The organism is Citrobacter koseri ATCC BAA-895, assembly GCF_000018045.1.
GTDB lineage: Bacteria > Pseudomonadota > Gammaproteobacteria > Enterobacterales > Enterobacteriaceae > Citrobacter_B > Citrobacter_B koseri.
In genome coordinates this window covers 128,746-154,094 of the sequence record NC_009792.1, presented here as the reverse complement: position 1 = coordinate 154,094, position 25,349 = coordinate 128,746, and the positions used below count along the sequence as shown (strand labels likewise).

23 protein-coding genes and 4 tRNA genes are annotated in these 25,349 nt (G+C 55.3%); 7 read left to right on the top strand and 20 right to left on the bottom strand.

What is annotated here, in order from left to right:
• Positions 1–31: 31 nt before the first annotated feature.
• Positions 32–901, bottom strand: a complete 870-nt coding sequence (pldA, locus tag CKO_RS00735) for a phospholipase A (protein ID WP_012131163.1) — start codon at positions 899–901, stop codon at positions 32–34.
• A gap of 165 nt (positions 902–1,066) precedes the next feature.
• Here pldA and yigI point away from each other — a divergent pair, with 165 nt between their 5' ends.
• Positions 1,067–1,534: an acyl-CoA thioesterase YigI gene (gene yigI, locus CKO_RS00730; RefSeq protein ID WP_024130101.1), complete on the top strand. Its 468-nt coding sequence runs from the start codon at positions 1,067–1,069 to the stop codon at positions 1,532–1,534.
• Between the two features lie 43 nt (positions 1,535–1,577).
• The gene (gene rarD, locus CKO_RS00725; RefSeq protein WP_012131161.1) at positions 1,578–2,471 is read left to right on the top strand and encodes an EamA family transporter RarD; all 894 of its coding nucleotides are present in this window, start codon (positions 1,578–1,580) and stop codon (positions 2,469–2,471) included.
• A gap of 78 nt (positions 2,472–2,549) precedes the next feature.
• Here the strand turns inward: rarD and corA are convergent, their stop codons facing one another.
• The 8 genes from corA to lptM form a co-directional block, all read right to left on the bottom strand.
• Entirely contained in the window at positions 2,550–3,500 is a 951-nt protein-coding gene (corA, locus tag CKO_RS00720; protein ID WP_012131160.1) for a magnesium/cobalt transporter CorA, read from the bottom strand.
• Positions 3,501–3,654: 154 nt separating this feature from the next.
• Complete coding sequence (gene ysgD / locus CKO_RS23545; RefSeq protein ID WP_213164972.1) at positions 3,655–3,711, bottom strand: YsgD/CorL family protein; 57 nt, start codon at positions 3,709–3,711, stop codon at positions 3,655–3,657.
• A 148-nt stretch (positions 3,712–3,859) separates the two neighbouring features.
• The gene (gene uvrD, locus CKO_RS00715) at positions 3,860–6,022 is read right to left on the bottom strand and encodes a DNA helicase II (protein WP_012131158.1); all 2,163 of its coding nucleotides are present in this window, start codon (positions 6,020–6,022) and stop codon (positions 3,860–3,862) included.
• Positions 6,023–6,108: 86 nt separating this feature from the next.
• Positions 6,109–6,825 carry a 5-amino-6-(5-phospho-D-ribitylamino)uracil phosphatase YigB gene (gene yigB / locus CKO_RS00710; protein ID WP_012131157.1) on the bottom strand — a complete coding sequence of 239 codons (717 nt, stop codon included), beginning with the start codon at positions 6,823–6,825 and terminating at the stop codon, positions 6,109–6,111.
• On the bottom strand, positions 6,825–7,727 hold the full coding sequence (xerC, locus tag CKO_RS00705; protein ID WP_012131156.1) for a tyrosine recombinase XerC: 903 nt from the start codon (positions 7,725–7,727) through the stop codon (positions 6,825–6,827). Before xerC ends, yigB begins: the two co-directional genes overlap by 1 nt.
• A complete protein-coding gene (locus CKO_RS00700) occupies positions 7,724–8,431 on the bottom strand; it encodes a DUF484 domain-containing protein (protein WP_012131155.1) in 708 nt (235 codons plus the stop codon). Before CKO_RS00700 ends, xerC begins: the two co-directional genes overlap by 4 nt.
• The gene (dapF, locus tag CKO_RS00695; protein ID WP_024130100.1) at positions 8,428–9,252 is read right to left on the bottom strand and encodes a diaminopimelate epimerase; all 825 of its coding nucleotides are present in this window, start codon (positions 9,250–9,252) and stop codon (positions 8,428–8,430) included. The genes CKO_RS00700 and dapF overlap by 4 nt, the downstream gene beginning before the upstream one ends.
• Positions 9,253–9,288: 36 nt before the next feature.
• Entirely contained in the window at positions 9,289–9,492 is a 204-nt protein-coding gene (gene lptM / locus CKO_RS00690; protein WP_012131153.1) for an LPS translocon maturation chaperone LptM, read from the bottom strand.
• A 138-nt stretch (positions 9,493–9,630) separates the two neighbouring features.
• Here lptM and cyaY point away from each other — a divergent pair, with 138 nt between their 5' ends.
• Entirely contained in the window at positions 9,631–9,951 is a 321-nt protein-coding gene (gene cyaY, locus CKO_RS00685; RefSeq protein WP_012131152.1) for an iron donor protein CyaY, read from the top strand.
• Positions 9,952–10,030: 79 nt separating this feature from the next.
• Here the strand turns inward: cyaY and cyaA are convergent, their stop codons facing one another.
• A complete protein-coding gene (gene cyaA / locus CKO_RS00680; RefSeq protein ID WP_012131151.1) occupies positions 10,031–12,577 on the bottom strand; it encodes a class I adenylate cyclase in 2,547 nt (848 codons plus the stop codon).
• Positions 12,578–12,964: 387 nt separating this feature from the next.
• On the opposite strand from cyaA, the gene hemC reads away from it, so the two are divergent.
• From hemC to hemY, 4 genes are read left to right on the top strand one after another with little or no spacing between them, the layout of a single operon-like run.
• Positions 12,965–13,906, top strand: coding sequence for a hydroxymethylbilane synthase (gene hemC / locus CKO_RS00675; protein WP_024130099.1), 942 nt, complete (start codon positions 12,965–12,967; stop codon positions 13,904–13,906).
• On the top strand, positions 13,903–14,643 hold the full coding sequence (hemD, locus tag CKO_RS00670) for a uroporphyrinogen-III synthase (RefSeq protein WP_012131149.1): 741 nt from the start codon (positions 13,903–13,905) through the stop codon (positions 14,641–14,643). Before hemC ends, hemD begins: the two co-directional genes overlap by 4 nt.
• A gap of 21 nt (positions 14,644–14,664) precedes the next feature.
• Positions 14,665–15,846, top strand: coding sequence for a uroporphyrinogen-III C-methyltransferase (hemX, locus tag CKO_RS00665; RefSeq protein ID WP_012131148.1), 1,182 nt, complete (start codon positions 14,665–14,667; stop codon positions 15,844–15,846).
• Between the two features lie 2 nt (positions 15,847–15,848).
• A complete protein-coding gene (gene hemY / locus CKO_RS00660) occupies positions 15,849–17,045 on the top strand; it encodes a protoheme IX biogenesis protein HemY (RefSeq protein WP_047460000.1) in 1,197 nt (398 codons plus the stop codon).
• A gap of 625 nt (positions 17,046–17,670) precedes the next feature.
• Here hemY and CKO_RS00655 read toward each other — a convergent pair.
• The 10 genes from CKO_RS00655 to rffA form a co-directional block, all read right to left on the bottom strand.
• Positions 17,671–17,747 (bottom strand) — tRNA-Pro (locus CKO_RS00655).
• 43 nt (positions 17,748–17,790) lie between these two features.
• Positions 17,791–17,877 (bottom strand) — tRNA-Leu (locus tag CKO_RS00650).
• Positions 17,878–17,896: 19 nt separating this feature from the next.
• Positions 17,897–17,972 (bottom strand) — tRNA-His (locus CKO_RS00645).
• A gap of 54 nt (positions 17,973–18,026) precedes the next feature.
• A tRNA-Arg gene (locus CKO_RS00640) sits at positions 18,027–18,103 on the bottom strand.
• Between the two features lie 102 nt (positions 18,104–18,205).
• Positions 18,206–19,591, bottom strand: a complete 1,386-nt coding sequence (gene thrP, locus CKO_RS00635) for a bifunctional threonine/serine APC transporter ThrP (protein ID WP_012131146.1) — start codon at positions 19,589–19,591, stop codon at positions 18,206–18,208.
• Positions 19,592–19,797: 206 nt separating this feature from the next.
• Positions 19,798–20,538 (bottom strand): lipopolysaccharide N-acetylmannosaminouronosyltransferase, encoded by a 741-nt coding sequence (gene wecG, locus CKO_RS00630; protein ID WP_012131145.1) that lies wholly within the window; start codon positions 20,536–20,538, stop codon positions 19,798–19,800.
• Between the two features lie 2 nt (positions 20,539–20,540).
• Positions 20,541–21,893 (bottom strand): ECA oligosaccharide polymerase, encoded by a 1,353-nt coding sequence (wzyE, locus tag CKO_RS00625; protein ID WP_012131144.1) that lies wholly within the window; start codon positions 21,891–21,893, stop codon positions 20,541–20,543.
• Positions 21,890–22,969: a TDP-N-acetylfucosamine:lipid II N-acetylfucosaminyltransferase gene (locus CKO_RS00620; RefSeq protein ID WP_012131143.1), complete on the bottom strand. Its 1,080-nt coding sequence runs from the start codon at positions 22,967–22,969 to the stop codon at positions 21,890–21,892. The genes wzyE and CKO_RS00620 overlap by 4 nt, the downstream gene beginning before the upstream one ends.
• Positions 22,966–24,216 (bottom strand): lipid III flippase WzxE, encoded by a 1,251-nt coding sequence (wzxE, locus tag CKO_RS00615; RefSeq protein ID WP_012131142.1) that lies wholly within the window; start codon positions 24,214–24,216, stop codon positions 22,966–22,968. Before wzxE ends, CKO_RS00620 begins: the two co-directional genes overlap by 4 nt.
• Before the next feature lies 1 nt (position 24,217).
• The gene (rffA, locus tag CKO_RS00610) at positions 24,218–25,348 is read right to left on the bottom strand and encodes a dTDP-4-amino-4,6-dideoxygalactose transaminase (protein ID WP_012131141.1); all 1,131 of its coding nucleotides are present in this window, start codon (positions 25,346–25,348) and stop codon (positions 24,218–24,220) included.
• Between the last annotated feature and the right edge of the window lies 1 nt (position 25,349).

Genomic DNA, 25,349 nt, shown 5'->3' with positions numbered 1-25,349 from the left:
TGCAATGTTTTAAACACAATCATTGCGCAGATCAGAATATGTCATTCAGCATAACACCCACGCCGACACGCGTCTGATTAAAGTTATAGTCGATTAACGATTCGCCATAGCCACTGTATACCTGGGTATAGAGGCGCACATGTTTCGTCATCGGGTAACTTAACCCCACTTCCGCCCCGCCGTAACCGGTATTCCAGTTGTACTGGCCTTTAGCGCTCAGCACCGCATCTCCCAGGTGATAGCCGATTTTAAGCTGATAGTAGCCCATATATTTAGTGATATCGGGGTTATCGCCGGTGCCGCCAACGACGTACCACGGTTTCACTTCCATCAGCCAGTTACCGTTTTGCGCCATCAGACGCGTATACAGGCGGTTCCAGCTCCGCGAAGTCGGATCGGAACGCCCGTTGGAGTTATGGTTATACCCCATCTCCACATCGCGCAGCGTCCAGCCTGCAAAGTGGTAATCCGTGGCAAAGCCGAGGAACAACTGCGGTTCGTAGTTAGTCTCACGAAACGGCGAGGACTCTTCGCTGTTGGACAACTGCCACCAGGATTTCTGCGTGTACGACGCCCCCAACACCGAGTTTGGCCCAACAATCCCACGCCAGAACGGGAAGGCCAGGCTCAGCTGAAACTTCACTTCGTCTTTGCGCGCGTTTTCAGACCAGTTATAAGAGCTGATCGCTTCTTTGTTCAGATCGCTGGTATTGGTGTAGATCAGGTAGTTCGTATCATAAGGGTAAAGCGTGAAGGGATTATCATGCACCTGCAACATGTTTGCGATAATACTGCCCTGTACCGCAGGCGCGTCATGAATTTCTTTCACTGTCGCTTCCTGCGCATATACAGCCAATGGCAGCATTGCTGCTGGTAATAACCAACCCAAAATCGCCCGCATCGGTCGTGTTCTCCTGAACGCAATAAGTGTTGAATGGTATAATTATCTGCCAGCCATTCTACATACTTACTTAATCCCTGTTTAGTTATCCTCTCTTAAAGTAGAAAACAACAAATAAGAAGCATAATATCAACATTTCATTAACCAATGGAGTGTCTGGATCGTATGTCTTCCGTACTTACCGCTGAGCAGGCCCTGAAACTGGTGGGCGAGATGTTTGTTTACCATATGCCTTTTAACCGGGCATTAGGACTGGAGCTGGAACGCTATGAAAAGGAGTTTGCCCAACTGGCCTTTAACAATCAGCCGATGATGGTAGGCAACTGGGCGCAAAGTATTTTACACGGCGGAGTGATCGCCTCCGCGCTGGACGTCGCCGCCGGACTGGTGTGCGTGGGCAGCACGCTGACCCGCCATGAGACCATCAGCGAAGACGAGCTACGCCAGCGCATGTCGCGTATGGGAACTATCGATCTGCGCGTTGACTACCTGCGCCCGGGCAGAGGCAACCGCTTCACCGCCACCAGCAGCCTGTTGCGCGCGGGCAATAAAGTCGCTGTGGCGCGTGTGGAACTGCACAACGAAGAACAGCTTTACATTGCCAGTGCGACCGCAACTTATATGGTGGGATAAAAACAGGTAAACTGTTGTTACATTTCTGATATGAGTTTTCCCGATGGATGCTAAGCAAACGCGGCAGGGCGTGTTACTCGCTCTTGCCGCCTATTTTATTTGGGGCATCGCACCCGCGTACTTCAAACTGATTTACTACGTGCCCGCAGACGAGATCCTGACGCACCGCGTGATCTGGTCATTTTTCTTTATGATCGCGCTGATGAGCATCAGCCGCCAGTGGTCCGGCGTTAAAACGCTGCTGCAAACGCCGAAGAAAATTTTCATGCTGGCGCTGTCAGCCGTGCTGATCGGTGGAAACTGGCTGCTCTTTATCTGGGCGGTCAATAACCACCATATGCTGGAAGCCAGCCTCGGGTATTTTATTAACCCGCTGGTTAACATTCTGCTGGGAATGCTGTTCCTCGGCGAGCGCTTCCGTCGTATGCAGTGGCTGGCGGTGATTCTGGCGGCCTGCGGCGTACTGGTGCAGCTCTGGACCTTCGGCTCTCTGCCGATCATCGCTCTGGGGCTGGCGTTTAGCTTTGCGTTTTACGGCCTGGTACGTAAGAAGATTGCGGTTGAAGCACAAACGGGGATGCTGATCGAAACGCTGTGGCTATTGCCGGTCGCCGCGATTTATCTGTTTGGCATCGCGGATAGCCCAACCAGCCATATGGGGCAGAATCCGCTGTCGCTGAATCTGTTGCTGATTGCGGCAGGTATCGTCACCACGGTACCGCTGCTGTGCTTTACTGGGGCGGCGACGCGCCTGCGCCTCTCCACGCTGGGTTTTTTCCAGTACATTGGCCCAACCCTGATGTTCCTGCTGGCCGTGACGTTCTATGGAGAAATACCGGGCGCCGATAAGATGGTGACGTTCGCCTTTATTTGGGTGGCGCTGGCGATTTTTGTGATGGATGCGATTTATACACAAAGACGCAAAGTTCGAGGATAAAAGCGTGCCGGTGGCGCGTCGCTTATCCGGCCTACGGGATCGGTAGGCTCGGTAAGCGACGCGCCACCGGGCGCAATATTACAGCCAGTTCTTACGCTTGAAGTACAAATACGGCGCCAGACCCGCAAGGATCATAAAGATAATCGCGCCAGGGTAACCAAAGCTCCACTTCAGCTCCGGCATAAACTCAAAGTTCATCCCATAGCTGGACGCCACCAGCGTCGGCGGCAGGAATACCACGGATACCACCGAGAAGATCTTGATAATGCGGTTCTGCTCGATGTTGATGAAGCCCATCGCCGCCTGCATCAGGAAGTTCACCTTCTGGAACAGGGATTCGTTGTGCGGCAGCAGGGACTCGATATCGCGCAGGATCTCACGCGCCTGCTCCAGTTGCCCCCCCGGAAGACGCGCCTTGCGCACCAGGAAGTTAAGCGCGCGCTGGGTATCCATCAGACATAAGCGAACTTTCCAGCCGATATCTTCCAGTTCCGCCAGCGTGGAGAGCGCTTCGTCATATTCATCGCCCTGATGCCCTTCCATGATCACGCGGCTCAGCTCTTCCAGATCGCTATAGATGTTTTCAATTTCATCCGCCAGCTGTTCGATTTTGGTTTCAAACAGGTCGAGCAGTAATTCATAGGCATTGCCGTCCACCATCGCCTGGTTACGGGCGCGCATACGGTACAAGCGGAAAGCGGGCAGTTCGCGTTCACGCAGCGTAAACAGGCGGCCATCGCGAATGGTGAATGCCACCGTGGAGTTACCGGCGTGGTCTTCCGCATCTTCGAAAAAGAAAAAGGAGTGGATGTGCAGCCCGTCTTCGTCTTCAAAGAAACGCGCGGATGCTTCGATATCTTCCAGTTCAGGACGTGTCGCCAGGCTTTGGCCCAGCTCAGATTGTACGCGCAGTCGCTCGTCGTCGTCCGGTTCGACCAAATCGACCCATACGGCATCAATCAGGGTTTGTGACTCTTCGACTTCCAGCCGGGTCAGTCGATTATTTTCCAGTTGAAATGCGCTCAGCATGACCGGGACTCCCAATGCTTAAAAATATCGGACAGTTCGGGTGGGCACACAGAAACAAATTGGGTTTCAGACCATTAAACAGCCTGACTCAGCGCGACGGGAAAAAGAGAAGGTCGCTGACAACCGCTAAGGCTATCAGCAAAAAGGGATAGCCTTAGGAGTTGATCCTGAATGACAGGATAATGAGCCAGCATCTACTGGGTGTGTCCAAGGCGAATGTCCTCTTAGCGTAATCGTGCGCGCATGTTACGCCAGCAAAAATTTGACGTCAACACGCAACGAAACGCTGAAGAACAATTATTGCCCTTCAGCGTATAAGGCTAGCAGATTATTACAAAATAATGATATTTTTCTGAAAGTTACGCATTTTCGAATTGAACATAAGAAGCAACAAACCATTTAATGCCCTGCCCCTGAAACGCGATTTGCAACCGGGTATGTTCACCGCTGCCTTCCAGATTGACGATCGTGCCCTCACCGAATTTCGGGTGACGCACGCGCTGTCCCAGCTTGTACCCGGTGTCGTTTTCCGCCATCGGGGTTCCCATCCGCTGGTGACTCACCGGACGACTGACCGTGGCGCGCAGCCGCACTTCTTCCACACAGTCTTCCGGCAATTCGCCGATAAAGCGCGACGGGCGGTGGTAGACCTCTTTGCCATACAGACGGCGAGTTTCCGCATAGGTCAACGTCAGCTTCTGCATCGCGCGGGTTACGCCGACGTAGGCCAGGCGACGCTCTTCTTCAAGGCGCCCGCCTTCATCCAGCGACATCTGGCTGGGGAACATCCCCTCTTCCATGCCGACGATGAACACCTGCGGAAACTCCAGCCCTTTCGCCGAGTGCAAGGTCATCAGTTGAACCGCATCCTGCCACGTATCCGCCTGCCCTTCGCCCGCTTCCAGCGCGGCGTGAGAGAGAAACGCCTGCAACGGCATCAGGTCTTCATCTTCTTCGTTGTAGCTAAACTGGCGCGTCGCCGTCACCAGTTCTTCTAAGTTTTCAATACGCGTCTGGCCTTTCTCGCCTTTTTCCTGCTCGTACATCATGCGCAGACCCGAGTCTTTAATCACCCGATCGGTCTGAACATGCAGCGGCATATCTGCCGTCTCCTGCGCCAGCGCGTCAATTAGCTCGATAAAGCGTTGCAGGGCGCTTGCGGCGCGGCCAGCCAGCGCTTTCTCCTGCAACAGCTCGCGGCACGCCTGCCACAAGGTTAACTGACGGTCGCGCGAGGTCTGGCGCACAACGTCCAGCGTGCGATCGCCAATACCGCGCGTCGGGGTGTTCACCACGCGCTCAAACGCCGCATCATCATTACGATTGGCGATCAGGCGCAGATAGGAGAGCGCATCTTTAATTTCCTGACGTTCGAAGAAGCGCATACCGCCATAAATACGGTACGGCATACTGGCCTGCAACAGCGCCTCTTCCAGCACGCGCGACTGGGCGTTACTGCGATAAAGAATGGCGCACTGTTCCAGCGCCCCGCCGTTGTCCTGCCAGGTTTTGATGCGGTTAACGACAAAACGCGCTTCATCCAGCTCATTAAACGCGCAATAGAGTGAAATCGGTTCGCCATCAATGCCATCGGTCCACAGCTTTTTCCCCAGACGGCCATTGTTGTTTTCAATCAGGGTGTTCGCCGCGCTGAGGATGTTGCTGGTCGAGCGGTAATTCTGCTCCAGACGAATGGTTTCCGCGCCCGGGAAATCCTTGAGGAAACGCTGGATGTTCTCTACCTGCGCTCCACGCCAGCCGTAAATAGACTGGTCATCATCGCCGACGATCATCACTTTGCCGGTATCGCCTGCCAGCAGACGGATCCACGCGTACTGGATGTTGTTGGTATCCTGGAATTCGTCCACCAGGATATTGGTAAAACGTTCGCGGTAGTGCTGAAGGATATGCGGCTTGTTGAGCCACAGTTCATGCGCGCGCAGTAGCAGTTCGGCAAAGTCCACCAGCCCTGCGCGATCGCACGCTTCCTGATAGGCCTGGTAAACCTTCTGCCAGGTCTGCTCCACCGGGTTGCCGTAGCTCTGAATATGGTGCGGACGCAGCCCTTCGTCTTTCTGGCTGTTGATGTACCACATTGCCTGACGCGGCGGCCACTGCTTCTCGTCAAGGTTCATCGCTTTAATAAGGCGCTTGAGCAGGCGCAGCTGATCTTCGCTGTCGAGGATCTGGAAATCCTGCGGCAGGTTGGCGTCCATATGGTGCGCGCGCAGCAGACGGTGCGCCAGACCGTGGAAGGTGCCGACCCACATCCCGCCCTGCGTGGTTCCCATTAACTGACCGATACGGTGGCGCATTTCCGCCGCCGCCTTATTGGTGAAGGTAACGGCCATAATGGAATAGGGTGAATTATTCTCTACGCTCAACAGCCAGGCAATACGGTGCACCAGCACGCGAGTTTTGCCGCTCCCCGCTCCCGCCAGCACCAGCATGTTGCTACGTGGCGCAGCCACCGCTTCGCGCTGTTTATCATTAAGGCTTTCGAGCAGGTAAGAAACGTCCATTGGCACCGCCGCGTAAAAGTGTGTTGGGCGGATAAGCGCAGCGCCATCCGCCAAAAAGCTGGGTATATATACAATACTGCTGGTGATTATATCAGCGAGGTCAAAGATGCCAACCGTGAAATTTCGATATGCGGCAGTAAACGGCTGTCAGTGGTCTGCATCAGGTCGGCATTTTCCGGTTTGATCCAGCAGGCCTGCATTCCACAGCGGATCGCCCCGGCGACATCGGTCGTCAGATCGTCGCCGACGTGGAGGATCTCGCCGATCGGCATGTTAAGCTTCTCCGCCGCCAGAGAGTACATGTCGCTGAACGGTTTAGAGCGCCCGTCCGGGCCCGCGCGCAGCACAAATTCGAAGTAATCGCCCAGCCCAAACAGTTCCGGCTGCGCATTGCCGTTAGTAATGGCCACCAGCGGCCATTTTTTTGCAAGCCGCTTCAGCGTGTCATGCGTCACTTGCGGAACATCGATACGGCTGCGCCACTTTGCGAAATTGATCATCGCGGCGTTCGCCCCCGCCATTGCCTCTTCCGCCGACAGGCCCGCTTCCAGCATGGCGCGCTCCACGGCGCGATGACGCCATCGCGTCACATCATGATAAATTTCCGGCTCTGCTTCGCGTACCGCCTGACGCAGGCGATACAGGTCGGCATTCTGCAATGTACGCAGCGCAGGATGGTAGTTTTGCACAAAGGTGAGCGCTTCCTGCTCGGTGCGCAGGATAACCGGACGGTTATCATAAAGGGTGTCATCCAGATCGAACGTGAGTGCTGAGATGTGTCCCAAAGGCCGGTAAAAACGCATTATTTCCCCCGTTTGGCGCGTGGATGCGCCGCATCGTACACCGAGGCCAGGTGTTGAAAATCAAGATGAGTATAGATTTGCGTGGTGGACAGATTGGCATGGCCTAACAGCTCCTGCACGCCGCGCAGGTCGCCGCTCGACTCCAGCATATGGGTCGCGAACGAGTGACGCAGTTTATGCGGATGGACATGGCTATTCAGCCCTTGCTTAATGCCCCACTCCGCAAACCGTTTTTGTACATTGCGCGCGGAGATCCGTTTCCCGAGCTTTGAGAGAAACAGCGCATCGTCATCGCTGCCGAACAGGCCGCGCAGATCCAGCCAATGCTCAATCCACGCCACCGCATTGCGGCCAATGGGCAGACGCCGTTCTTTGCTGCCCTTCCCCATCACCCACACTTCGCCCGTATCGAGATCGAGGTGTTTGATGTCTAACCCCACCAGTTCAGACAAACGCAACCCCGCGCCATACATCACCTCCAGCATCGCCCGATCGCGCACGGCAAGCGGATCGTTGAGGTCGATATCCAGCAGGCGGTTGATATCATCCACGTCGATATTTTTCGGCAGGTGACGAGGCGCTTTCGGCGCAGAGACGCCTTTCGCCGGATTAGCGTTGAGTTCACCCTGGCTCACCAGCCAGTCAAAGAAACTGCGTAAAGCAGAGAGGCGCAACGCCAGGCTGGCGGGCCCTAACCCTTTACGGCGGCTGCGTACCGCGAAAGCGCGCACCATCGCAGCGTCACATTGTTGCCAGCTTTGCAGACCGGTTTCTCCGGCTAAAGCGATAATGGCATCAAGCTGACGCTGATAGTTCAGTAGCGTAATGGGGCTAAGTTGCCGTTCTACGCCCAGGTAACGCAAGAAGCGCGCAACGTCCTGAGAAAGCGATAATTCGGTCATACACGTTCAATCCAGCGCTCCAGCAGTTCCGGCAACATCAAGGCGATTTCTTGCAGTAACTGTGTCCCCTGCCCCTGCTGGTAATGATGCACATCGCGGCTACTGAAGAGTATGACCCCCAGATCGCCATCACGCCCCAGCATCGACATCGCCACCGAGCCAATCGCTTTGGCTTCAGGCAGCACCACCAGCAGTTCCGGGCCATTCAATGGGCCAAGATAGTGTTGCGCCTGCCCCAGACGCTGGATACGCAGCGGTTCAAAGGCCTGACGGCTTAACGCCAGATGGGTATGATTCGACGGCGCGCCGAGTCGCCAGCGATCGGGAAACAGCCGGATGGTCGCGCCCGCCAGCCCCAGCTCCCGCGCCCAGCGATGAAAACGCATCAGCATTTCATCCAGGCTACTGGCGGAAACCAGCCGTCCCTGCAAATGCAGCAGACGGTAGAACAGGCTTTCGTTGGCATTCGCCTGTTCCATTAGCAGCGTCATGTTCTCTTCAAGAACATGGATATGATTCCGGGCGCGGGCCATGTGCCACTCAACAAGCGACACCGTACCCCGCACGGGATGAGGAACGCGCATCGCCTCAACGGCGCGCGCATTACGGATAAAAAACTCAGGGTTACGCAGTAGATAATCGACGACCGCCCGGTCGTCCAGTTCCATCTGTGTTTCCTGTAGTTCTTCCCCTGGTTGCTTCATAGATGAATAAATCCGTCGTAGACATGTGCCGCCGGGCCAGTCATATACAACGGATGACCCGGGCCTTTCCAGGCGATATCAAGGCGACCGCCAGGTAATTCCACGCGTACTTCTTCTGCCAGCAAACCCTGCTGAATGCCCACCGCAACGGCGGCGCATGCGCCGCTGCCGCAGGCCTGAGTTTCTCCTGCCCCACGTTCATAAACGCGTAATCGGATATGCTCGCGCTTCACAACCTGCATAAACCCAATATTCGCTCGTTCTGGAAAACGCTCATGGCTTTCCAGAACCGGTCCCAGCGTTTCGACTGCCGCCGTGTCGATATTATCGACCTGAATCACGCAGTGCGGGTTCCCCATTGAAACCACGCCGCACAATATTGTCTGCTCGGCCGCTCGCATAATATAGGTCTTTTCCGCTTTGTTGGCGCGAAAAGGAACCTGCGCGGGTTCAAAGTTTGGCTCACCCATGTTCACCCGCACCAGTTCATCATCAGTGACACTCAGCACCATCCGGCCATTGGCCGTGCTGACGCGGATATCGCGCTTATTGGTCAGTCCTTTCAGACGCACAAATCGCGCAAAGCAGCGGGCGCCGTTACCGCACTGCGACACTTCGCTGCCATCGGCGTTGAAGATGCGGTAATGAAAATCCAGTTCAGGATCGTAAGGAGGCTCGACAACCAGAAGCTGGTCGAACCCCACGCCCAGATGCCTGTCTGACAGGCGGCGGATCAACTCCGGCGAGAAAAAGACATTCTGCGTTACCGCGTCGACGACCATAAAATCGTTGCCAAGGCCATGCATTTTAGAGAATTGCATCATTCACTCCATTTACGCGGGGACAGAAACGTACCGTCAATAGTTCACCTGAGAAGGGCCGTCTCCCGTAGCGCGATCGTTTTGATCGGGCGTCGTCGATTGGATTTGCGAATCAACCTCATGCGTCGGCGGCGGCGCGTTTTTGTCAGCAGGTGGAAAATAGAGCGGGCCTTTCAGACCGCAGCCGGTCAGGCTGAACAGAGTGAGAAGTACAGCGAGTGCCTGAAACACATTTTTCATTATGGATTGCCTGTAAGTTCATGCTTTCTGTTTTCTATCATCGCAGGAGGAGACGTAAAAGCAAGAGTTGGCTGAAAACTGCATCATGAATTCTTCCAGGTTATACTGCCGCCATCACGTAAAAAACGGGAAACAACAATGAACGACAGTGAATTTCATCGCCTCACAGATACCCTGTGGATGACCATTGAAGAACGTCTGGACGACTGGGACGGCGACAGCGATATCGACTGCGAAATCAACGGCGGCGTGCTAACCATTACCTTTGAAAACGGCAGCAAAATCATCATCAACCGTCAGGAGCCACTGCACCAGGTATGGCTGGCGACCAAACAGGGCGGCTACCATTTTGACCTGAAAGGCGACGAATGGATTTGCGATCGCAGCGGCGAAACCTTCTGGGATCTGCTGGAGCAGGCCGCGACACAACAGGCTGGAGAAGCGGTGAGCTTCCGCTAAGTTTTATTGCCGGATGGCGCTGCGCTTATCCGGCCTACGTATCTCGCGTCATTTGTAACACCGCCATCCGGCATCATGTTCACGAGAAATACTGCTGTAACAGCGGCGCGTCGTTGTCCTGGTTTGCCGGTGGCACGGCGCTGATGGGCTGGGTACGGAACGGAATGACCTGCTCGCGACCGTCGGTATTCACAATCTGGTAGAACTGCGGCAGGTTGAAGTTGATGAAGCTGGAGCCGTAGGTGAAGCGATCGTGCGACGACGAATAAAAGCGGCTCACGTCGCGTACCAGCTCTTCTTTGCTGCCTTCGCAGTGGTGATACACTTCCGCCCGGTTACTCTCGTCCAGAATATAAATATTAAAGCCTTTCTCATCGCCGGTTTCTTCAAAGAAGAACTGGATGATCCCTTCGCTGGCGAACCCATCCACCACCGACGGTAATTTCACATGGTTGGTCTCAACCTGAACGGAAAGTCCGTGAAGTTTGTTGTGCGAAATCGCGCCGTAAAACTCAATGGCGTTTTCCAGTTTCTGCACCGAAACATTCAGGCGCTCGAAGAACAGCCCCCAGGTTTGGCCCGAAACGCGCAGCGCTTTAAAACGTCCGGTTTCCTGGCGGGTGCTGGAGAGGCGCAGTTCAATGCACTCGGAGACCAGTTGCTGTACGCGGGTGCGGATCAGGCCGCGCAGATGCTGGCTATAGCAGAACACTTCCACGCTGTCCGGCGGCGCGGCATCCTGGTGCATTTTGCCGAGAATCGTTTTCAGCGCTTCAATCATCGCCTGTTCGCCGTTGAAGTGCAGGGTACGCACTTCGTTCCACGAGTTGCGATACAACAGGTCGACACTGCCGACCAGGCAGTTTTGCTCTTCGCCAAAGCTGAAGACATCCAGCTTACGGAAATCGAAATGCACCACCTGATTGCGGAACGCCGCCGTCGGGTCATATTCAAGGTTAACGATGATCGCCAGATGGCGAATTTCACACGGACTGTAGAGCGCTTTCGGCGTTGGCGCAGGCAAACGCAGCGGGAAATGGTGCGACACATCGGCCACCATCTCCTGCAACTTAGGCAGGTCCACAATGCCGTTGCCCTTAATAAACAGGTGGGTACGCGACGTCAGCAAACCGTTAAACCAGGCCCACGCCACCAGTTTGTTCAGGTAGCGGTTATATTCCAGCGGCTGATGGCTGATGATCGAATCCATGTTCGGCGCACGGTTGTAGAGATACCAGCCAGAACGGTTGGCCCGGCCCGGCGGCACATGGATAAAGGTCAGGTTCGGTTCGGAGAGATCCGGTGAAATCTGCGGGTTCACCAGCGTCACTTTGCCCGGCAGGGCTTCAAATGCGGCATACAGTTTACGCGTCAGCACGCCAATATCCTGCGGGCTGGCGCTAACGCTGAGATTGTTACGGCGGGCAAAACGGATCAGATTACGATAGCTCTGCATCATGGCGTCGAGCAGTTCGTTATGCGCTTCGCGTACCTGATCGATCTTCCAGTTCGCCCGGTTGTCGAGCATTGTCAGACGGGCGTCGTCCCATCCCCACTCGTTCACTAACTGACTTAACACTTCACGACGCCAGCCAACACAGGCGCGTTCGCGGCTCAGTTTCTCACACACTTTTAAGTAGAAACATCGACGGACTAAATCAAGACGCGTCGGATCTTCAATAGCCGTGAGGTATTCGGTCACGCGTTCCAGCATCATGCAATACGGGTCGAGACCAAACGAAACGATCTCGCCGTCATGCAGGCGCTGTTTAATGTCTTTCGCCAACAGGCGCGGATTGGGATATTCCCAGGAGTAGGCTTCCAGCAGCAGTGTTTTCAGCACCGCTTTGTACGGGGAATCGATACTCTTGTACAACTGCCAGAGGCTGGCGCCAAAGTACTCTTCGGCGGAGAGCGAGCTTAATCCGCCCAGGTCCAGCCATTCGTTTGGCGTGAGGACACCCTGCGCGTAAAGCGTCATGACGTAGTCGTCGTAATGCTCTTCTTCGTCGCACGGCACCATATTCCACAGAATACGCTTACCGGCCAGACGCACAGCGGTGCGATAAAATTCGTCGAGCAGCAGGATGTGCTGCGTCGAGCCGCAGTCTTCACCACCCAGACTGCCGCTTTCATTATGGCGGAAACGGTTTTCGTCGATCAGGAAGAAGCTGACTTCCACGCCCAGCGAAGCGGCCCAGCTTTCCAGCAGGCTGCATTTACGTTGCAGCAACTGGCGCTCTTCGCTATCAAGCCAGGACTGGTGGCAGACCCAGATATCCAGGTCAGAAGAACAGCTTTGCCCTACTGAAGATGTACTGCCCATTGAGTACACGCCGGTGATCGGCAGCTCGCCTTTCGGCGGGTCCTGCGGGGACATACCCCGGTACAGTTCAAGTTCATTCAGGTAGTGGCGTTGGGTTTCATCAGGCGTGTAAAAGCATATGCCCTTGGGAACGTTACCGTCGAGGTAACCCGGCATCAGCGGATTATGGTAGTGCAATAATGTCGGCAGCAGACTGTATACCTGCTGGAAGGCAGGGCCCATGGCAGCAAGCGCGCGATCCACACGCAATTGATTGATGGCATCCAGTCTCTGTTTCAAAGTCTCAATATAGAGGTACAAGACGTATCGCCTGATGTTGCTACCCGTCATGCGTCTGATTGCCATCGCGAGTGCGGACAACCAAACCATTCGGGATAAACCGTATGTCAAAAATAACCGTTACCTTTTTCATCCTTCTCCCCATTAAGGGGTAAAGACGAAAAAATGGTCTAAAACGTGATCAATTTAACACCTTGCTCATTGACCGTAAAGAAAGATGCACTACATACAAGTGTAGCACCGTTAGCTACGTGTAAATTCCTTAATACGGTCAGGCGGTTTCTCGTCATTATTCACTGCCAGTCGCGACGCCGCGCCTGATCCTCTTACTCACCTTTGACCGTAACACTGACATCCCACTTGTAAGGATGTTAGGATGGTCCACGGACGATAATGACGGTAACAAGCATGTTAGACAATGTTTTAAGAATTGCCACACGCCAAAGCCCCCTTGCGCTCTGGCAGGCACATTATGTCAAAGACGCGTTGATAGCACAGCATCCAGGGCTGGTCGTGGAACTGGTGCCGATGGTGACGCGCGGCGACGTGATTCTGGACACCCCTCTGGCAAAAGTGGGCGGTAAGGGCTTGTTTGTAAAAGAGCTGGAAGTCGCGCTGCTGGAAAAGCGCGCCGATATCGCCGTGCATTCGATGAAAGATGTGCCGGTAGAATTCCCGCAAGGGCTTGGCCTGGTCACGATTTGCGAACGCGAAGATCCACGCGATGCTTTCGTCTCGAACCAATACAACAATCTGGATGAACTGCCCGCAGGCAGCATCGTCGGCACATCAAGTTTGCGTCGCCAGTGCCAGTTGGCCGAGCGTCGCCCGGATCTCGTCATCCGCTCGCTGCGCGGCAACGTCGGCACACGCCTGAGCAAGCTCGATAACGGTGATTATGACGCAATTATCCTGGCGGTTGCCGGGTTAAAACGGTTAGGTCTGACGTCGCGTATTCGCACCGCGCTGCCTCCCGAAATCTCTCTCCCTGCCGTAGGGCAAGGCGCAGTGGGCATTGAATGCCGACTGGATGACGCACGTACTCAGGCGCTGTTAGCGCCGCTGAATCATGAAGAAACCGCGCTACGTGTAAAAGCCGAACGCGCCATGAACACCCGCCTGGAAGGGGGCTGTCAGGTGCCGATTGGCAGCTATGCTGAAATCATTGATGGTGAAGTCTGGCTGCGTGCGCTGGTTGGCGCGCCTGACGGTTCGCAGATGATTCGCGGAGAACGTCGTGGATTGCCGCAGGACGCCGCGCAAATGGGCATTTCCCTGGCGGAAGAGCTGCTGGCAAACGGCGCCCGCGCGATTCTGACCGAGGTTTATAACGGAGAAGCGCCCGCATGAGTATTCTGGTCACCCGCCCGTCTCCCTCCGGGGAAGAGTTAGTGAGCCGTCTGCGCACACTGGGGCAGGTGGCCTGGAGTTTTCCGCTTATTGAGTTTACGCCAGGCCGGGAACTGGCAACGCTTGCCGATCGCCTGGCGGCGCTCACGGACAACGATCTGGTGTTCGCCCTCTCGCAACACGCCGTCGCCTTTGCCCACGCCCAACTGCAACAGCAGGGGCTTGACTGGCCTGTGCAACCACGCTACTTCGCCATCGGGCGCACAACGGCGCTGGCGCTGCATACCGTTAGCGGATGCGATATTCGCTACCCTCTGGATCGGGAAATCAGCGAAGTCTTGCTACAATTACCTGAATTACAAAATATTGCGGGAAAACGAGCGCTTATTTTACGGGGCAACGGCGGGCGTGAACTGTTAGGCAAAACCCTCACAGAACGCGGCGCTGAAGTCACCTTTTGTGAATGTTATCAACGCAGTGCAAAACATTACGATGGCGCGGAAGAGGCGATGCGCTGGCACTCTCGCGGCGTGACGACGATTGTTGTCACCAGCGGCGAAATGCTGCAACAGCTCTGGTCGCTGATCCCGCAGTGGTATCGTGAGCACTGGTTACTACGCTGTCGGCTGCTGGTCGTCAGTGAGCGTCTGGCGCACCTCGCCCGGGAACTGGGCTGGCAAGATATTAAGGTCGCTGATAACGCCGACAACGATGCGCTACTGCGCGCATTACAATAACTCTCATAATGGGATGCCATAATGACGGAACAAGAAAAATCCTCCGCCGTGGTTGAAGAGACCAGGGAGGCCGTGGAAACCACGCCGCAGCCAGTCAATGCAGAAAAGAAGAGTAAGAACGGCGCCGCGCTGGTATTGAGTGCGGTGGCAATCGCCATTGCCCTGGCCGCGGGCGTCGGTCTGTATGGCTGGGGAAAGCAGCAGGCCGTTAAACAAACGGCCACCAGCGATGCGCTGGTTAACCAACTTACGGCGCTGCAAAAAGCCCAGGAAAGCCAAAAAGCGGAGCTGGAAGGCATTATCAAACAGCAGGCGACGCAACTGGATGATGCAAATCGCCAACAGGCCGCGCTGGCGAAACAGCTGGATGAAGTGCAACAGAAAGTCGCGACGATCTCCGGCAGCGACGCCAAAACCTGGCTGCTGGCGCAATCTGATTTTCTGGTCAAACTCGCCGGACGTAAATTGTGGAGCGATCAGGATGTCACCACCGCTGCGGCGCTGCTCAAAAGCGCGGATGCCAGCCTGGCGGACATGAACGACCCCAGTCTGATCGCCGCGCGCCGCGCCATTACCGATGATATTGCCAGCCTGTCGGCGGTGGCACAGGTGGACTACGACGGTATTATCCTCAAAGTGAACCAGCTCTCTAACCAGATTGATAACCTGCGTCTGGCCGATAACGACACCGACGATTCGCCAATGGACTCCGACAGCAGCGAGCTGTCCAGCTCGATCAGCGAATGGCGCGTTAATCTGCAAAAAAGCTGGCAGAACTTTATGGACAGCTTTATTACTATTCGCCGTCGTGATGACACCGCCGTCCCGCTGCTGGCGCCGAACCAGGACGTTTACTTACGTGAAAACATCCGCTCCCGCCTGTTAGTGGCGGCGCAAGCCGTGCCGCGTCATCAGGAAGAGACTTACCGTCAGGCGCTAGATAATGTCTCCACCTGGGTACGCGCGTACTACGACACCGACGACGCAACGACCAAAGCGTTCCTTGATGACGTGGATAAACTGAGTCAACAGAGCATCACGATGGACGTGCCGGAGACGTTACAGAGCCAGCCGATTCTTGAGAAACTGATGCAGACTCGCGTGCGTAACCTGCTGGCGCAACCGGCGGCGGCCACGACCGAAGCGGCTCAGGCCCCTGCTCCGCAGGCAGAAGCACCGGCAGCCGCGCCGCAAGGAGAATAATGATGCTGAAAGTATTATTGCTCTTTGTGTTGTTGATCGCCGGTATCGTCATAGGCCCAATGATCGCCGGTCATCAGGGCTATGTTCTGATCCAGACCGATAATTACAACATTGAGACCAGCGTAACGGGGCTGGTGATCATCCTGATCGTTATGATGGTCATTCTGTTCGCCATTGAGTGGCTGCTGCGACGCGTTTTCCGCACCGGCGCGCACACTCGCGGCTGGTTTGTCGGGCGTAAACGCCGCCGCGCACGTAAGCAGACCGAACAGGCGCTGCTTAAGCTGGCGGAAGGCGATTACCAGCAGGTTGAGAAGCTGATGGCGAAGAATGCCGATCACGCTGAACAGCCGGTGGTGAACTATCTGCTGGCCGCCGAAGCCGCGCAACAGCGTGGTGACGAAGCGCGCGCTAATCAGCATCTGGAACGTGCCGCTGAACTGGCGGGCAATGACACGATTCCGGTGGAGATCGCCCGCGTACGTCTGCAACTGGCGCGCAACGAGAACCATGCGGCGCGTCACGGCGTGGATAAATTATTGGAAGTTACCCCGCGTCATCCAGAAGTGCTGCGCCTGGCGGAACAGGCTTACATCCGCACCGGAGCATGGAGTTCGCTGCTGGACATCATCCCGTCAATGGCGAAGGCCAACGTCGGTGATGAAGAACATCGCGCCATGCTGGAACAACAGGCCTGGATTGGGCTGATGGATCAGGCGCGAGCCGATCAGGGCAGCGAAGGATTACGCGAATGGTGGAAGAACCAGAGCCGTAAAACTCGCCACCAGGTTCCGCTGCAAGTGGCAATGGCAGAGCATCTGATTGAGTGTGACGATCACGATATGGCGCAGCAGATCATCATCGACGGCCTGAAGCGCCAGTATGACGACCGCCTGGTTCTGCCGATCCCGCGCCTGAAAACCAACAACCCGGAGCAGCTGGAAAAAGTGCTGCGCCAGCAGATTAAAACCGTTGGCGATCGCCCGCTACTGTGGAGCACGCTGGGTCAGTCGTTGATGAAGCATGGCGAATGGCAGGAGGCAACGTTCGCCTTCCGCGCCGCGCTCAAGCAACGCCCTGACGCCTACGACTACGCCTGGCTCGCCGATGCGCTGGACCGGTTGCATCAGCCGGAAGAAGCGGCCACCATGCGCCGCGACGGTCTTATGTTGACCTTGCAGAACAATCCTCCGCAGTAATTCCCATTGCCCGGTGGCGCTACGCTTACCGGGCCTGCCAGGTCACCGTAGGCCGGATAAAGCGAAGCCGCCATCCGGCAGTTCTTTTCCGCTTCCCCATAAAAAAACGCCTGCTCAAATGAGCAGGCGTCAAAACAGGTCTGTATGACAACATAAATGGGTGCTTCACTCAACGTTATGTCCATGGTGTTTGATGAGGCGTAAGCGACATCTGTCTGTGGACGATAAGCACCGTAAACGGCTCTGCATCATTCCTGAGTTTATGAGGCACTAAGGCGAACATAAGAGATGGAATGAGCATCTACAGGGATATTATTGCACATTGCATGCCAGGATTGCACCGCCAAAAATAAGGATTCAGACTTTTTAACGTATCAGGCCATTCGCGGCTCTGCGGCGGTTTCTGCCAGCCTTCTTCGCCATAAAAATCCCCTCTTTGTCTCTGAACGGAGACAAATAACACGCAATACCAATAATTATTGATAAATCATGATGTTAGATGTCACCAGATAGCGACAACAGAAGCCTGGAATGTCTCAACATTGCGACAGCGATACAGGGGGATCGGGAAAGAAGAGGAAGAAGAGGTGAAAACAAAAAACCCCGCCGAAGCGGGGTTCAAAATTGGTCGGCGAGAGAGGATTCGAACCTCCGACCCACTGGTCCCAAACCAGTTGCGCTACCAAGCTGCGCTACTCGCCGATGTACTGCTTTTTTTGAATTTTTAGTTCAACTCTTTAAGTCGTGGTGCGAGGGGGGGGACTTGAACCCCCACGTCCGTAAGGACACTAACACCTGAAGCTAGCGCGTCTACCAATTCCGCCACCTTCGCATTTCACAACTTTTAATAATGGGGTGGCTAATGGGATTCGAACCCACGACAACTGGAATCACAATCCAGGGCTCTACCAACTGAGCTATAGCCACCACTGAAATCTTTTACGCGGTATTAAAACCACCGCAGCTCCAGCACCGGGTAAATGGTGCGCCCGACAGGATTCGAACCTGAGACCTCTGCCTCCGGAGGGCAGCGCTCTATCCAGCTGAGCTACGGGCGCTTAGCGCCGTTGCGGGGGTGGATAATACGGACTTCCCACCCCTCTGTCTAGTGCCTTTTTAAATAAAATGCGCGTTTGGTTACGCTTTGCGCGTTTTGCTGCTTATTCCCCCACCTTGTGGGCAGTTCCGGCGCGATTCAGGCCGAAAACCTTGTAGACGAGCGTGACGGCAAGCAGGAAGATGATGCCGACAAACAGCGACATACGGGTATCTTCATTCAAGTACATGCCAATTAAAACGCAAACCAGGAACGCCATCGTCAGATAATTCGCCCACGGGAACATAATAGAACGGAAAGGATGGCTGATCATCGCGTCTTTATGAGCACGACGGAAACGCAACTGGCTAATCAGGATCACGAACCACGGCACCATACCCGGCAATACGCTGGCGCTGTAGACATACACAAACACCCGCTGCGGGTTCGGAATAATGTAGTTCAGGCATGAACCAATCAGCAGAATCGCGATCGACAGCGCCACCCCGGCGACCGGTACACCATGACGGGAGACTTTCGCCATCGCCGCCGGAAGCTGGCGGTTTTTTGCCAGGGCATACAGCATACGTCCACAGCTATACATGCCGCTGTTACAGCCGGAAAGCGCGGCGGTCAGCACCACGAAGTTAATAATGCCCGCCGCAGCGGTAATCCCGATTTTGGCAAAAGTGAGTACAAACGGACTACCGTTACTGCCGATTTCGTTCCACGGGAAGATCGTCACGATAACGAAAATCGCCCCTACATAGAAAATCAGGATACGCCACAGTACCTTGCCTACCGCGCTGCGCAGCGTAACCTGCGGATTCTTCGCTTCACCCGCGGTAATGCCGATCAGCTCCACGCCCTGATAGGAGGCGACCACAATACACAACGCCGTCAGGAACCCTTTCCAGCCACCGGCAAAGAAGCCGCCGTGTTCCGTCAGGTTGCCAAAACCGATCGCCTGGCCGCCATTGCCAAAGCCAAAGAAAATCACCCCCAGTCCGACCACAATCATCACAATGATGGTGGTGACTTTGATCATCGCAAACCAGAACTCGATTTCGCCGTACAGACGGACGGCGGCCAGATTAGCCAGCGCCACCAGCCCAACGGCGATCAGGGCGGGTATCCATTGCGCCATGTCCGGGAACCAGAACTGCACGTATACCCCGATAGCGGTTATTTCCGATATCCCCACCGCCATCCACATAAACCAGTATGACCACGCGGTGAGATAGCCAAAGAAGGGGCTCATGTAACGGTGCGCATAAACGGCGAATGAGCCAGTAACCGGCTCCAGGAACAGCATTTCGCCCATTGAGCGCATGATGAAAAAGACGAACAGCCCGGCGACGATATACGCCAGCAGCACGGAGGGCCCCGCCCATTTCAGCGTACTGGCGGCGCCCATAAACAGCCCAACGCCAATCGTGCCCCCAAGGGCGATCAATTCGATATGACGAGCTTCCAGCCCACGCTGTAGCTCCGGTTTTTTCTCTGCCATAAATCCTCTTGTCGTGTTTGCACTCGTTCCGGCGTTGTTGCCGGTTATTGTTATGGGTACATCAAGCGATGCGAATGGTTTCTTAAATTTGGCAAAATGGCAAATGAAGCATTAAAAAAATGCATGTTTTGTGTAAAAAAGGAACAAAAATGTGGGAGGCGAGCAACGTATTAAGCAGAATGCGCTGCCCGTAAGAAAAGCAGCGTTCAGAGATTGCCGGTGTAATGCCAGCGGAGATAGCGCAACAGACGCAGCTGGCGGGTGATACGGCTCGGCTGAGACAGCAGGCGATACAGCCACTCCAGCCCCAGCGTCTGCCACATTTTGGGCGCGCGTTTCACATGACCGGTAAAGACATCGTAGGTGCCGCCCACCCCCATATATAAGGCCTGAGGATGAATCACCCGACAGTCGCGCATCAGGATTTCTTGTTTCGGCGATCCCATCGCCACGGTCACAATCTTCGCCCCGCTGGCATGGATGCGCTCAAACAGCGCCTGGCGCTGCTCAGGTTTAAAATAACCGTCCTGGCTACCGACAATATTGACGTTCCACTGCGCACGCAGTTTCGCTTCCGTCTGCGCCAGCACCTCCGGCTTACCGCCGACCAGAAAAACGGGCGTCCCTTCTTTACCAGCGCGCGCCATCAGTTCTTCCCAGAGATCGGCCCCGGCCACCCGTGAAACCTGCGCCTGGGGGAATTTCTTACGCACTGAGCGCACGACGCTAATGCCATCCGCATATTTAAACTCGGCGGCATCAATCAACGCCCTGACTTCCGGGTCATCTTCTGCGGTCAGCATTTTCTCAGCATTGATCGCCACCAGCGTACCCTGCTTCATTTGCCCATCGGCAAACAGGTAATTCAGCGCATGTTGCATATCGCGCCAGCCAATCAACTGCAATCCACGAAGTGAATAGAGCGGCGCTGTCGTGTTATCCGTCATTATTATCCTTCAACCTGAGTCTGCGGCTGCGGTTTCGCCCGTTGATGGACCAACCCGGCACAATCGAAAAGCCAGAACAAAAGTTTTGCCACCAGCAGGCAGGCACCAAAAATCACGAGGAAAAAGACCACTCGCGAGACAAAAGAATCCAGCCCTTCTCGCGCCAGAACAATCATATTGAAGATGGCGCCAAAGCAGAAACTGTGCAAAATCGCCGCCTTATAGCGATTCGTCTCGCGGTTGCCAAGCTCATACAGCCAGTCAAACCATTTGATAATCAGCCCAACCGCGACCGCCCCCAGAGGGATAAACAGCGCGCCGCCCATCACCACCAGCGAACCAATCAGCGTGGGGGAAATGGCGAGGCCTGAGTGGTTGTTCAGCACTTCCCAGGTAAAGTAGTTGGCTGAATTCAGCACAATGCCCGGACGCCCAGGCCACAGCCACGAAGGAATGAAGACATAAAAATCACGGACGATCGGCGCCAGTCCCTGGAAATCGATGTTGTCGTAGTTTTGCAACAGCAGCGCCAGGTTCTCCCACGGCGAAAAGGTATCACGGGTCAGATACAGGAAAGTGTAAAACGCCTCATCGCCGCTCACGTTCAGCCCATAGCGCTTCAGCGCCAGCCAGAACATCCCGACAATTCCCAGCACCCCCGCCGCCACCAGCATCCACAGCGAGATCCAGCCACGAATAATGCCGATAAACAGGAAGATGGCAAACGCGATGATGATGTTAGCGCGCGTGCCGCCAACAATCATGTAGGTCAGCAGGCCAAACGCAACGGTACTCACCAGGAAAAACAGCCACGCTTTACTGTCCTGGCGCAGGAAGTAGATCACCAGCATCGCCGGAATAAAGAAGTAGAAGAAGCGTTTCAATGCCACGCCGGAGACTTCGCTGGAGAAGATCTGGCTGTAAGAGTGCAGCCGGAACAGCAGGAACCCATTGTGCATAAAGAAGATGCCAACGCTCACCAGTGCAATCCCCATCAGCATGACCCAGGTAAGGTGAGTCTCCACCCGGTTCATGGTAAATAGCGGCTTGCGCGGCACATCCGTCACGCGTTTACGTAAGCGGGTTTTATAGGTCACGTAATAAACGGCATAAAAACACGCAGCGGACAATAACGCCTGCAACAGGATTTCCGGCGGCGCCACGCCGACGTCAAAGCGGAACACCAGCACGCTGGTCAACGGGAAGCCGAAGAAAAAGGTCAGCAAAAACAGCAATGAAAAGAATACGTTGAAGTTAAAGCGCACGCGGCGAAACTCAAACCAGGTCAACGTGGCGATAAACAGCGTAGAGAGCAGCCAGACGACCAGTAACCCGCTAAATTGCATCAGGCTCATGCGGCTTCTCCTGCGGCAATGCGTAACGCGTTATGCCACGGTTCAAGGTAATTTGGGCTAAAGAAGGTGATCCCGCTTTTATCCACGGACGCCAGCTGCCGCTGCGCCTCACGAACCACGCCCTCATTAAGCGCGTCCGTCGTGAACAACACGGGCAGATGCTGTTCCGCCATATCCTGCCAGAACGGGTTCTCACGGTTAAGCACGCACGGGACACCCGCCTGGATAAGCAGGCACAACGTGCCGATTCCCTGCTGACGGGCAAAGATGAAATACCCGAGGTCGCACTGGCGAAGCAGCGCCAGATAGGCATCGAATTCCAGTTTTTCGCTGAGGATGTGCAAATTTTCCGCACTGAACAGCGCCAGTCCCGCCTGACGGACTTCATCAATGTACGCGTCGTTATTGGCCGGATAGCCCATCGGCACGATCACATTTACCGTGTCGCCGAACTGCTGATACACCGCGCGTAACGCCGCAATATGTTCGTTACTGCGATCGCCGGAGTTACCCACCAGAACCGTCATTTTCCCTTCACGCGGACGATCGTTTGCCATGTTATTAAGCGAAGAGTCCATTCGCGTCGGGAAATAGAGCAGTTCACCACGCACGCGCGGGTGCTGACGGGCGAAATAGCTCAAATCGCCACGAGTAGCGAACACACAGCCCACTCGATTTTGCGCCATGCGACGAACGGGGTAAAACAGACGGAATTTCAGCCCACGGGAAACTTCATACAGATCCGCGCCCCAGATGTGCCAGTAAAACTGCTCAGGTTTGATTCCGCCACTTAGCAGCGCCAGCCACAGGCTGGTATTGAACTGACCGTGGAAGAAGAAACGTTGCTGGCGATTGGCTTTCGCTTTGGCGATGACCGCCTCAGCCAGCGTTTTTTTCCCGGCGTAGAAACTCAGCGACAGAGCCGGGCAGCTTTCCCTGAGCCCCGCATCCTGACCTGCAACCATAAACACGCGCGCATGCTCGCTTGTCGCGGCCAGCGCATCATTGAAAAACCGTAGCACGGTTTGATTATGGTGAGGGATATCCGATCCCAGTACGTGAATCAGTACAGTCATGCCCGCCTACGCCAGAGTAAAAACACGCCACAACAGAGAGAGAAATAGACCACATAGGTGGCCATATACGCCTGTGCCGCCCCCAGCGCGCCATGCGCGGGGATCAGCCAGTGAGCGAATGCCATCAACAAAATGAACTGGCTAATCTCAGCCAGAATATAAAACCGCAGCGACGCTTTTGCGATCACCAGATAGCCAAAAACGTACGCGCCCACTTTCAGCACATCGCCCACCAGTTGCCAGGCGAACAGATCGCGCATGGCGGTGAATTTGGCGGAAAAGAGCAGCCAGATGGCGAAATCACGCAGCAGCCAGACCGTAAAACTCGCCGCCGCCACCGCAGGCAGAACAAATTTCAGCGATTTCACCACTTCGCGCGTAATCGCCTGCTTTTCGGTCAGACGCGACAGCGTTGGCAATAAGTACACGCTAAACGAGGCGGTAATAAATTGTAGATAGGCATCGGAAATACTGCTTACGCCCTGCCAGATACCAACATCATCCCAGCTGTAATGCGCCGCCAGCAGGTTTCGCATCATCACATAAGCCACCGGTAGCGTGACGGACGTAATCAGCGCCATCAGCGTAAATTTGCTGAGCTGTCCGGCAAGCCCTTTATCCCACGACGGTTTCAGGTAGCTAAGCGGGATCGCGCCGCGTTTAATCAGCATAATCGCCGCCGGGATCACCACCAGCGCAGGCACCAGCGCCAGACCCAGCAGCGCACCTTCATAGCCGCCCAGACGGTAGCAGCCATAGTAGGCCACAACCCCCACCAGGCTCCCCACAATCAGCGACAGCGCATTCCCGGCAGCGTCACGAAACCCTTTCATCAGCGCCAGCAGCAGGTTCGCCCAAGCGATCCCCATCTGCACCAGCGCCACTAAACGCACCAGCCCCTGGTAGTGGCTATGCCCAAACAGCCCCTGGCTAATGGGGGCCGCCGCCAGCACGAAGACCAGCGCCAGTAGCGTGGAGAACCCCAGCACCATTGCGGATGAAGTGCCCACCACGTTACGCAACCGGGCAGGGTTATCATGATGCTGAGCAACATACTTCGTCACCCCGTTAAATATTCCGGCCCCGGCCAGCACGCCGAGCACGGTCACCATCTGGCGGAAGTTACCCGCCTGGCCGACGCCCGCAGGGCCAAACGACACCGCCAGCAGTTTTACGACCAGTAAGCCTGCGCCAATTTTCACCAGCGTACTGGCGGCCGTCCACAGGGACGCTTTCGCAAGCGACATATCAGGAGAAATAGTTCAGCAAGGTCGAAATCACCGTTCGCTGATTAACGGGAGACAGATTATAAAACAGCGGCAAGCGCAGCAGGCGCTCGCTCTCTTTGGTGGTGTACCGATCTTCGCCACGGAACTCGCCAAACTTGTCGCCTGCCGGACAATCATGTAGCGGGATGTAATGGAACACCGCCATGATTTCCGCCTCTTTCAGGAAGTTGATCAGCGCGCTGCGATCGGTAATATCCCGCAGTTTGATATAAAACATATGCGCGTTGTGCCTACAGTCGTCCGGGATAGAGGGCAGGTCAATACGTCCCGCACGCGCCAGCGGCGCCAGTGCGTCATAGTAGGTCTGCCACAGCGCCAGACGCTGTTGATTGATGCGTTCGGCCGCTTCCAGCTGCGCCCACAGATACGCCGCCTGGAGATCGGACATCAGATAGCTGGAGCCGATATCCCGCCAGGTGTATTTATCCACCTGTCCCCGGAAGAACTGGCTGCGATTGGTGCCTTTTTCACGGATGATTTCCGCCCGTTCAATCAGGGAACGGTCGTTAATCAGCGTCGCGCCGCCTTCACCACCTGCCGTGTAGTTTTTGGTTTCGTGAAAACTGAAGCAACCGATATGACCAATCGTCCCCAGCGCACGGCCTTTCCAGGTCGACATCACGCCCTGCGCGGCATCTTCCACCACAAACAGATTATGACGCTTCGCAATCGCCATAATGGTGTCCATTTCGCAAGCGACGCCCGCGTAATGCACCGGAACAATGACGCGCGTCTTGTCGGTAATCGCCGCTTCAATCAGCGTTTCATCAATGTTCATGGTATCCGGGCGGATATCGACGAAAATGATTTTCGCCCCGCGCAGCACAAAGGCGTTGGCGGTAGAAACGAAGGTGTAGCTTGGCATAATGACTTCATCGCCCGGCTGGATGTCCAGCAGCAATGCCGCCATTTCAAGTGACGCCGTACAGGATGGCGTCAGCAACACTTTAGCGCTGCCAAAACGTTGCTCCAGCCACTGCTGGCAACGGCGCGTAAAGCCGCCATCTCCGCAAAGCTTGCCGCTTCCCAGCGCTGACTGCATGTAATCGAGTTCGGTTCCCACCACCGGCGGCGCGTTAAATGGAATCATT

What these genes read in the sequence shown, in the direction of transcription:
- hemC (WP_024130099.1), top strand. Translation starts at nt 12,965, where the DNA reads ATGTTAGACAATGTTTTAAGAATTGCCACACGCCAAAGCCCCCTTGCG.
- wecG (WP_012131145.1), bottom strand. Translation starts at nt 20,538, where the DNA reads ATGACGGATAACACGACAGCGCCGCTCTATTCACTTCGTGGATTGCAG.
- xerC (WP_012131156.1), bottom strand. Translation starts at nt 7,727, where the DNA reads ATGACCGAATTATCGCTTTCTCAGGACGTTGCGCGCTTCTTGCGTTAC.
- uvrD (WP_012131158.1), bottom strand. Translation starts at nt 6,022, where the DNA reads ATGGACGTTTCTTACCTGCTCGAAAGCCTTAATGATAAACAGCGCGAA.
- wzxE (WP_012131142.1), bottom strand. Translation starts at nt 24,216, where the DNA reads ATGTCGCTTGCGAAAGCGTCCCTGTGGACGGCCGCCAGTACGCTGGTG.
- rffA (WP_012131141.1), bottom strand. Translation starts at nt 25,348, where the DNA reads ATGATTCCATTTAACGCGCCGCCGGTGGTGGGAACCGAACTCGATTAC.
- hemX (WP_012131148.1), top strand. Translation starts at nt 14,665, where the DNA reads ATGACGGAACAAGAAAAATCCTCCGCCGTGGTTGAAGAGACCAGGGAG.
- cyaY (WP_012131152.1), top strand. Translation starts at nt 9,631, where the DNA reads ATGAACGACAGTGAATTTCATCGCCTCACAGATACCCTGTGGATGACC.
- corA (WP_012131160.1), bottom strand. Translation starts at nt 3,500, where the DNA reads ATGCTGAGCGCATTTCAACTGGAAAATAATCGACTGACCCGGCTGGAA.
- dapF (WP_024130100.1), bottom strand. Translation starts at nt 9,252, where the DNA reads ATGCAATTCTCTAAAATGCATGGCCTTGGCAACGATTTTATGGTCGTC.
- yigI (WP_024130101.1), top strand. Translation starts at nt 1,067, where the DNA reads ATGTCTTCCGTACTTACCGCTGAGCAGGCCCTGAAACTGGTGGGCGAG.
- lptM (WP_012131153.1), bottom strand. Translation starts at nt 9,492, where the DNA reads ATGAAAAATGTGTTTCAGGCACTCGCTGTACTTCTCACTCTGTTCAGC.
- pldA (WP_012131163.1), bottom strand. Translation starts at nt 901, where the DNA reads ATGCGGGCGATTTTGGGTTGGTTATTACCAGCAGCAATGCTGCCATTG.
- hemY (WP_047460000.1), top strand. Translation starts at nt 15,849, where the DNA reads ATGCTGAAAGTATTATTGCTCTTTGTGTTGTTGATCGCCGGTATCGTC.
- yigB (WP_012131157.1), bottom strand. Translation starts at nt 6,825, where the DNA reads ATGCGTTTTTACCGGCCTTTGGGACACATCTCAGCACTCACGTTCGAT.
- rarD (WP_012131161.1), top strand. Translation starts at nt 1,578, where the DNA reads ATGGATGCTAAGCAAACGCGGCAGGGCGTGTTACTCGCTCTTGCCGCC.
- CKO_RS00620 (WP_012131143.1), bottom strand. Translation starts at nt 22,969, where the DNA reads ATGACTGTACTGATTCACGTACTGGGATCGGATATCCCTCACCATAAT.
- CKO_RS00700 (WP_012131155.1), bottom strand. Translation starts at nt 8,431, where the DNA reads ATGAAGCAACCAGGGGAAGAACTACAGGAAACACAGATGGAACTGGAC.
- wzyE (WP_012131144.1), bottom strand. Translation starts at nt 21,893, where the DNA reads ATGAGCCTGATGCAATTTAGCGGGTTACTGGTCGTCTGGCTGCTCTCT.
- thrP (WP_012131146.1), bottom strand. Translation starts at nt 19,591, where the DNA reads ATGGCAGAGAAAAAACCGGAGCTACAGCGTGGGCTGGAAGCTCGTCAT.
- hemD (WP_012131149.1), top strand. Translation starts at nt 13,903, where the DNA reads ATGAGTATTCTGGTCACCCGCCCGTCTCCCTCCGGGGAAGAGTTAGTG.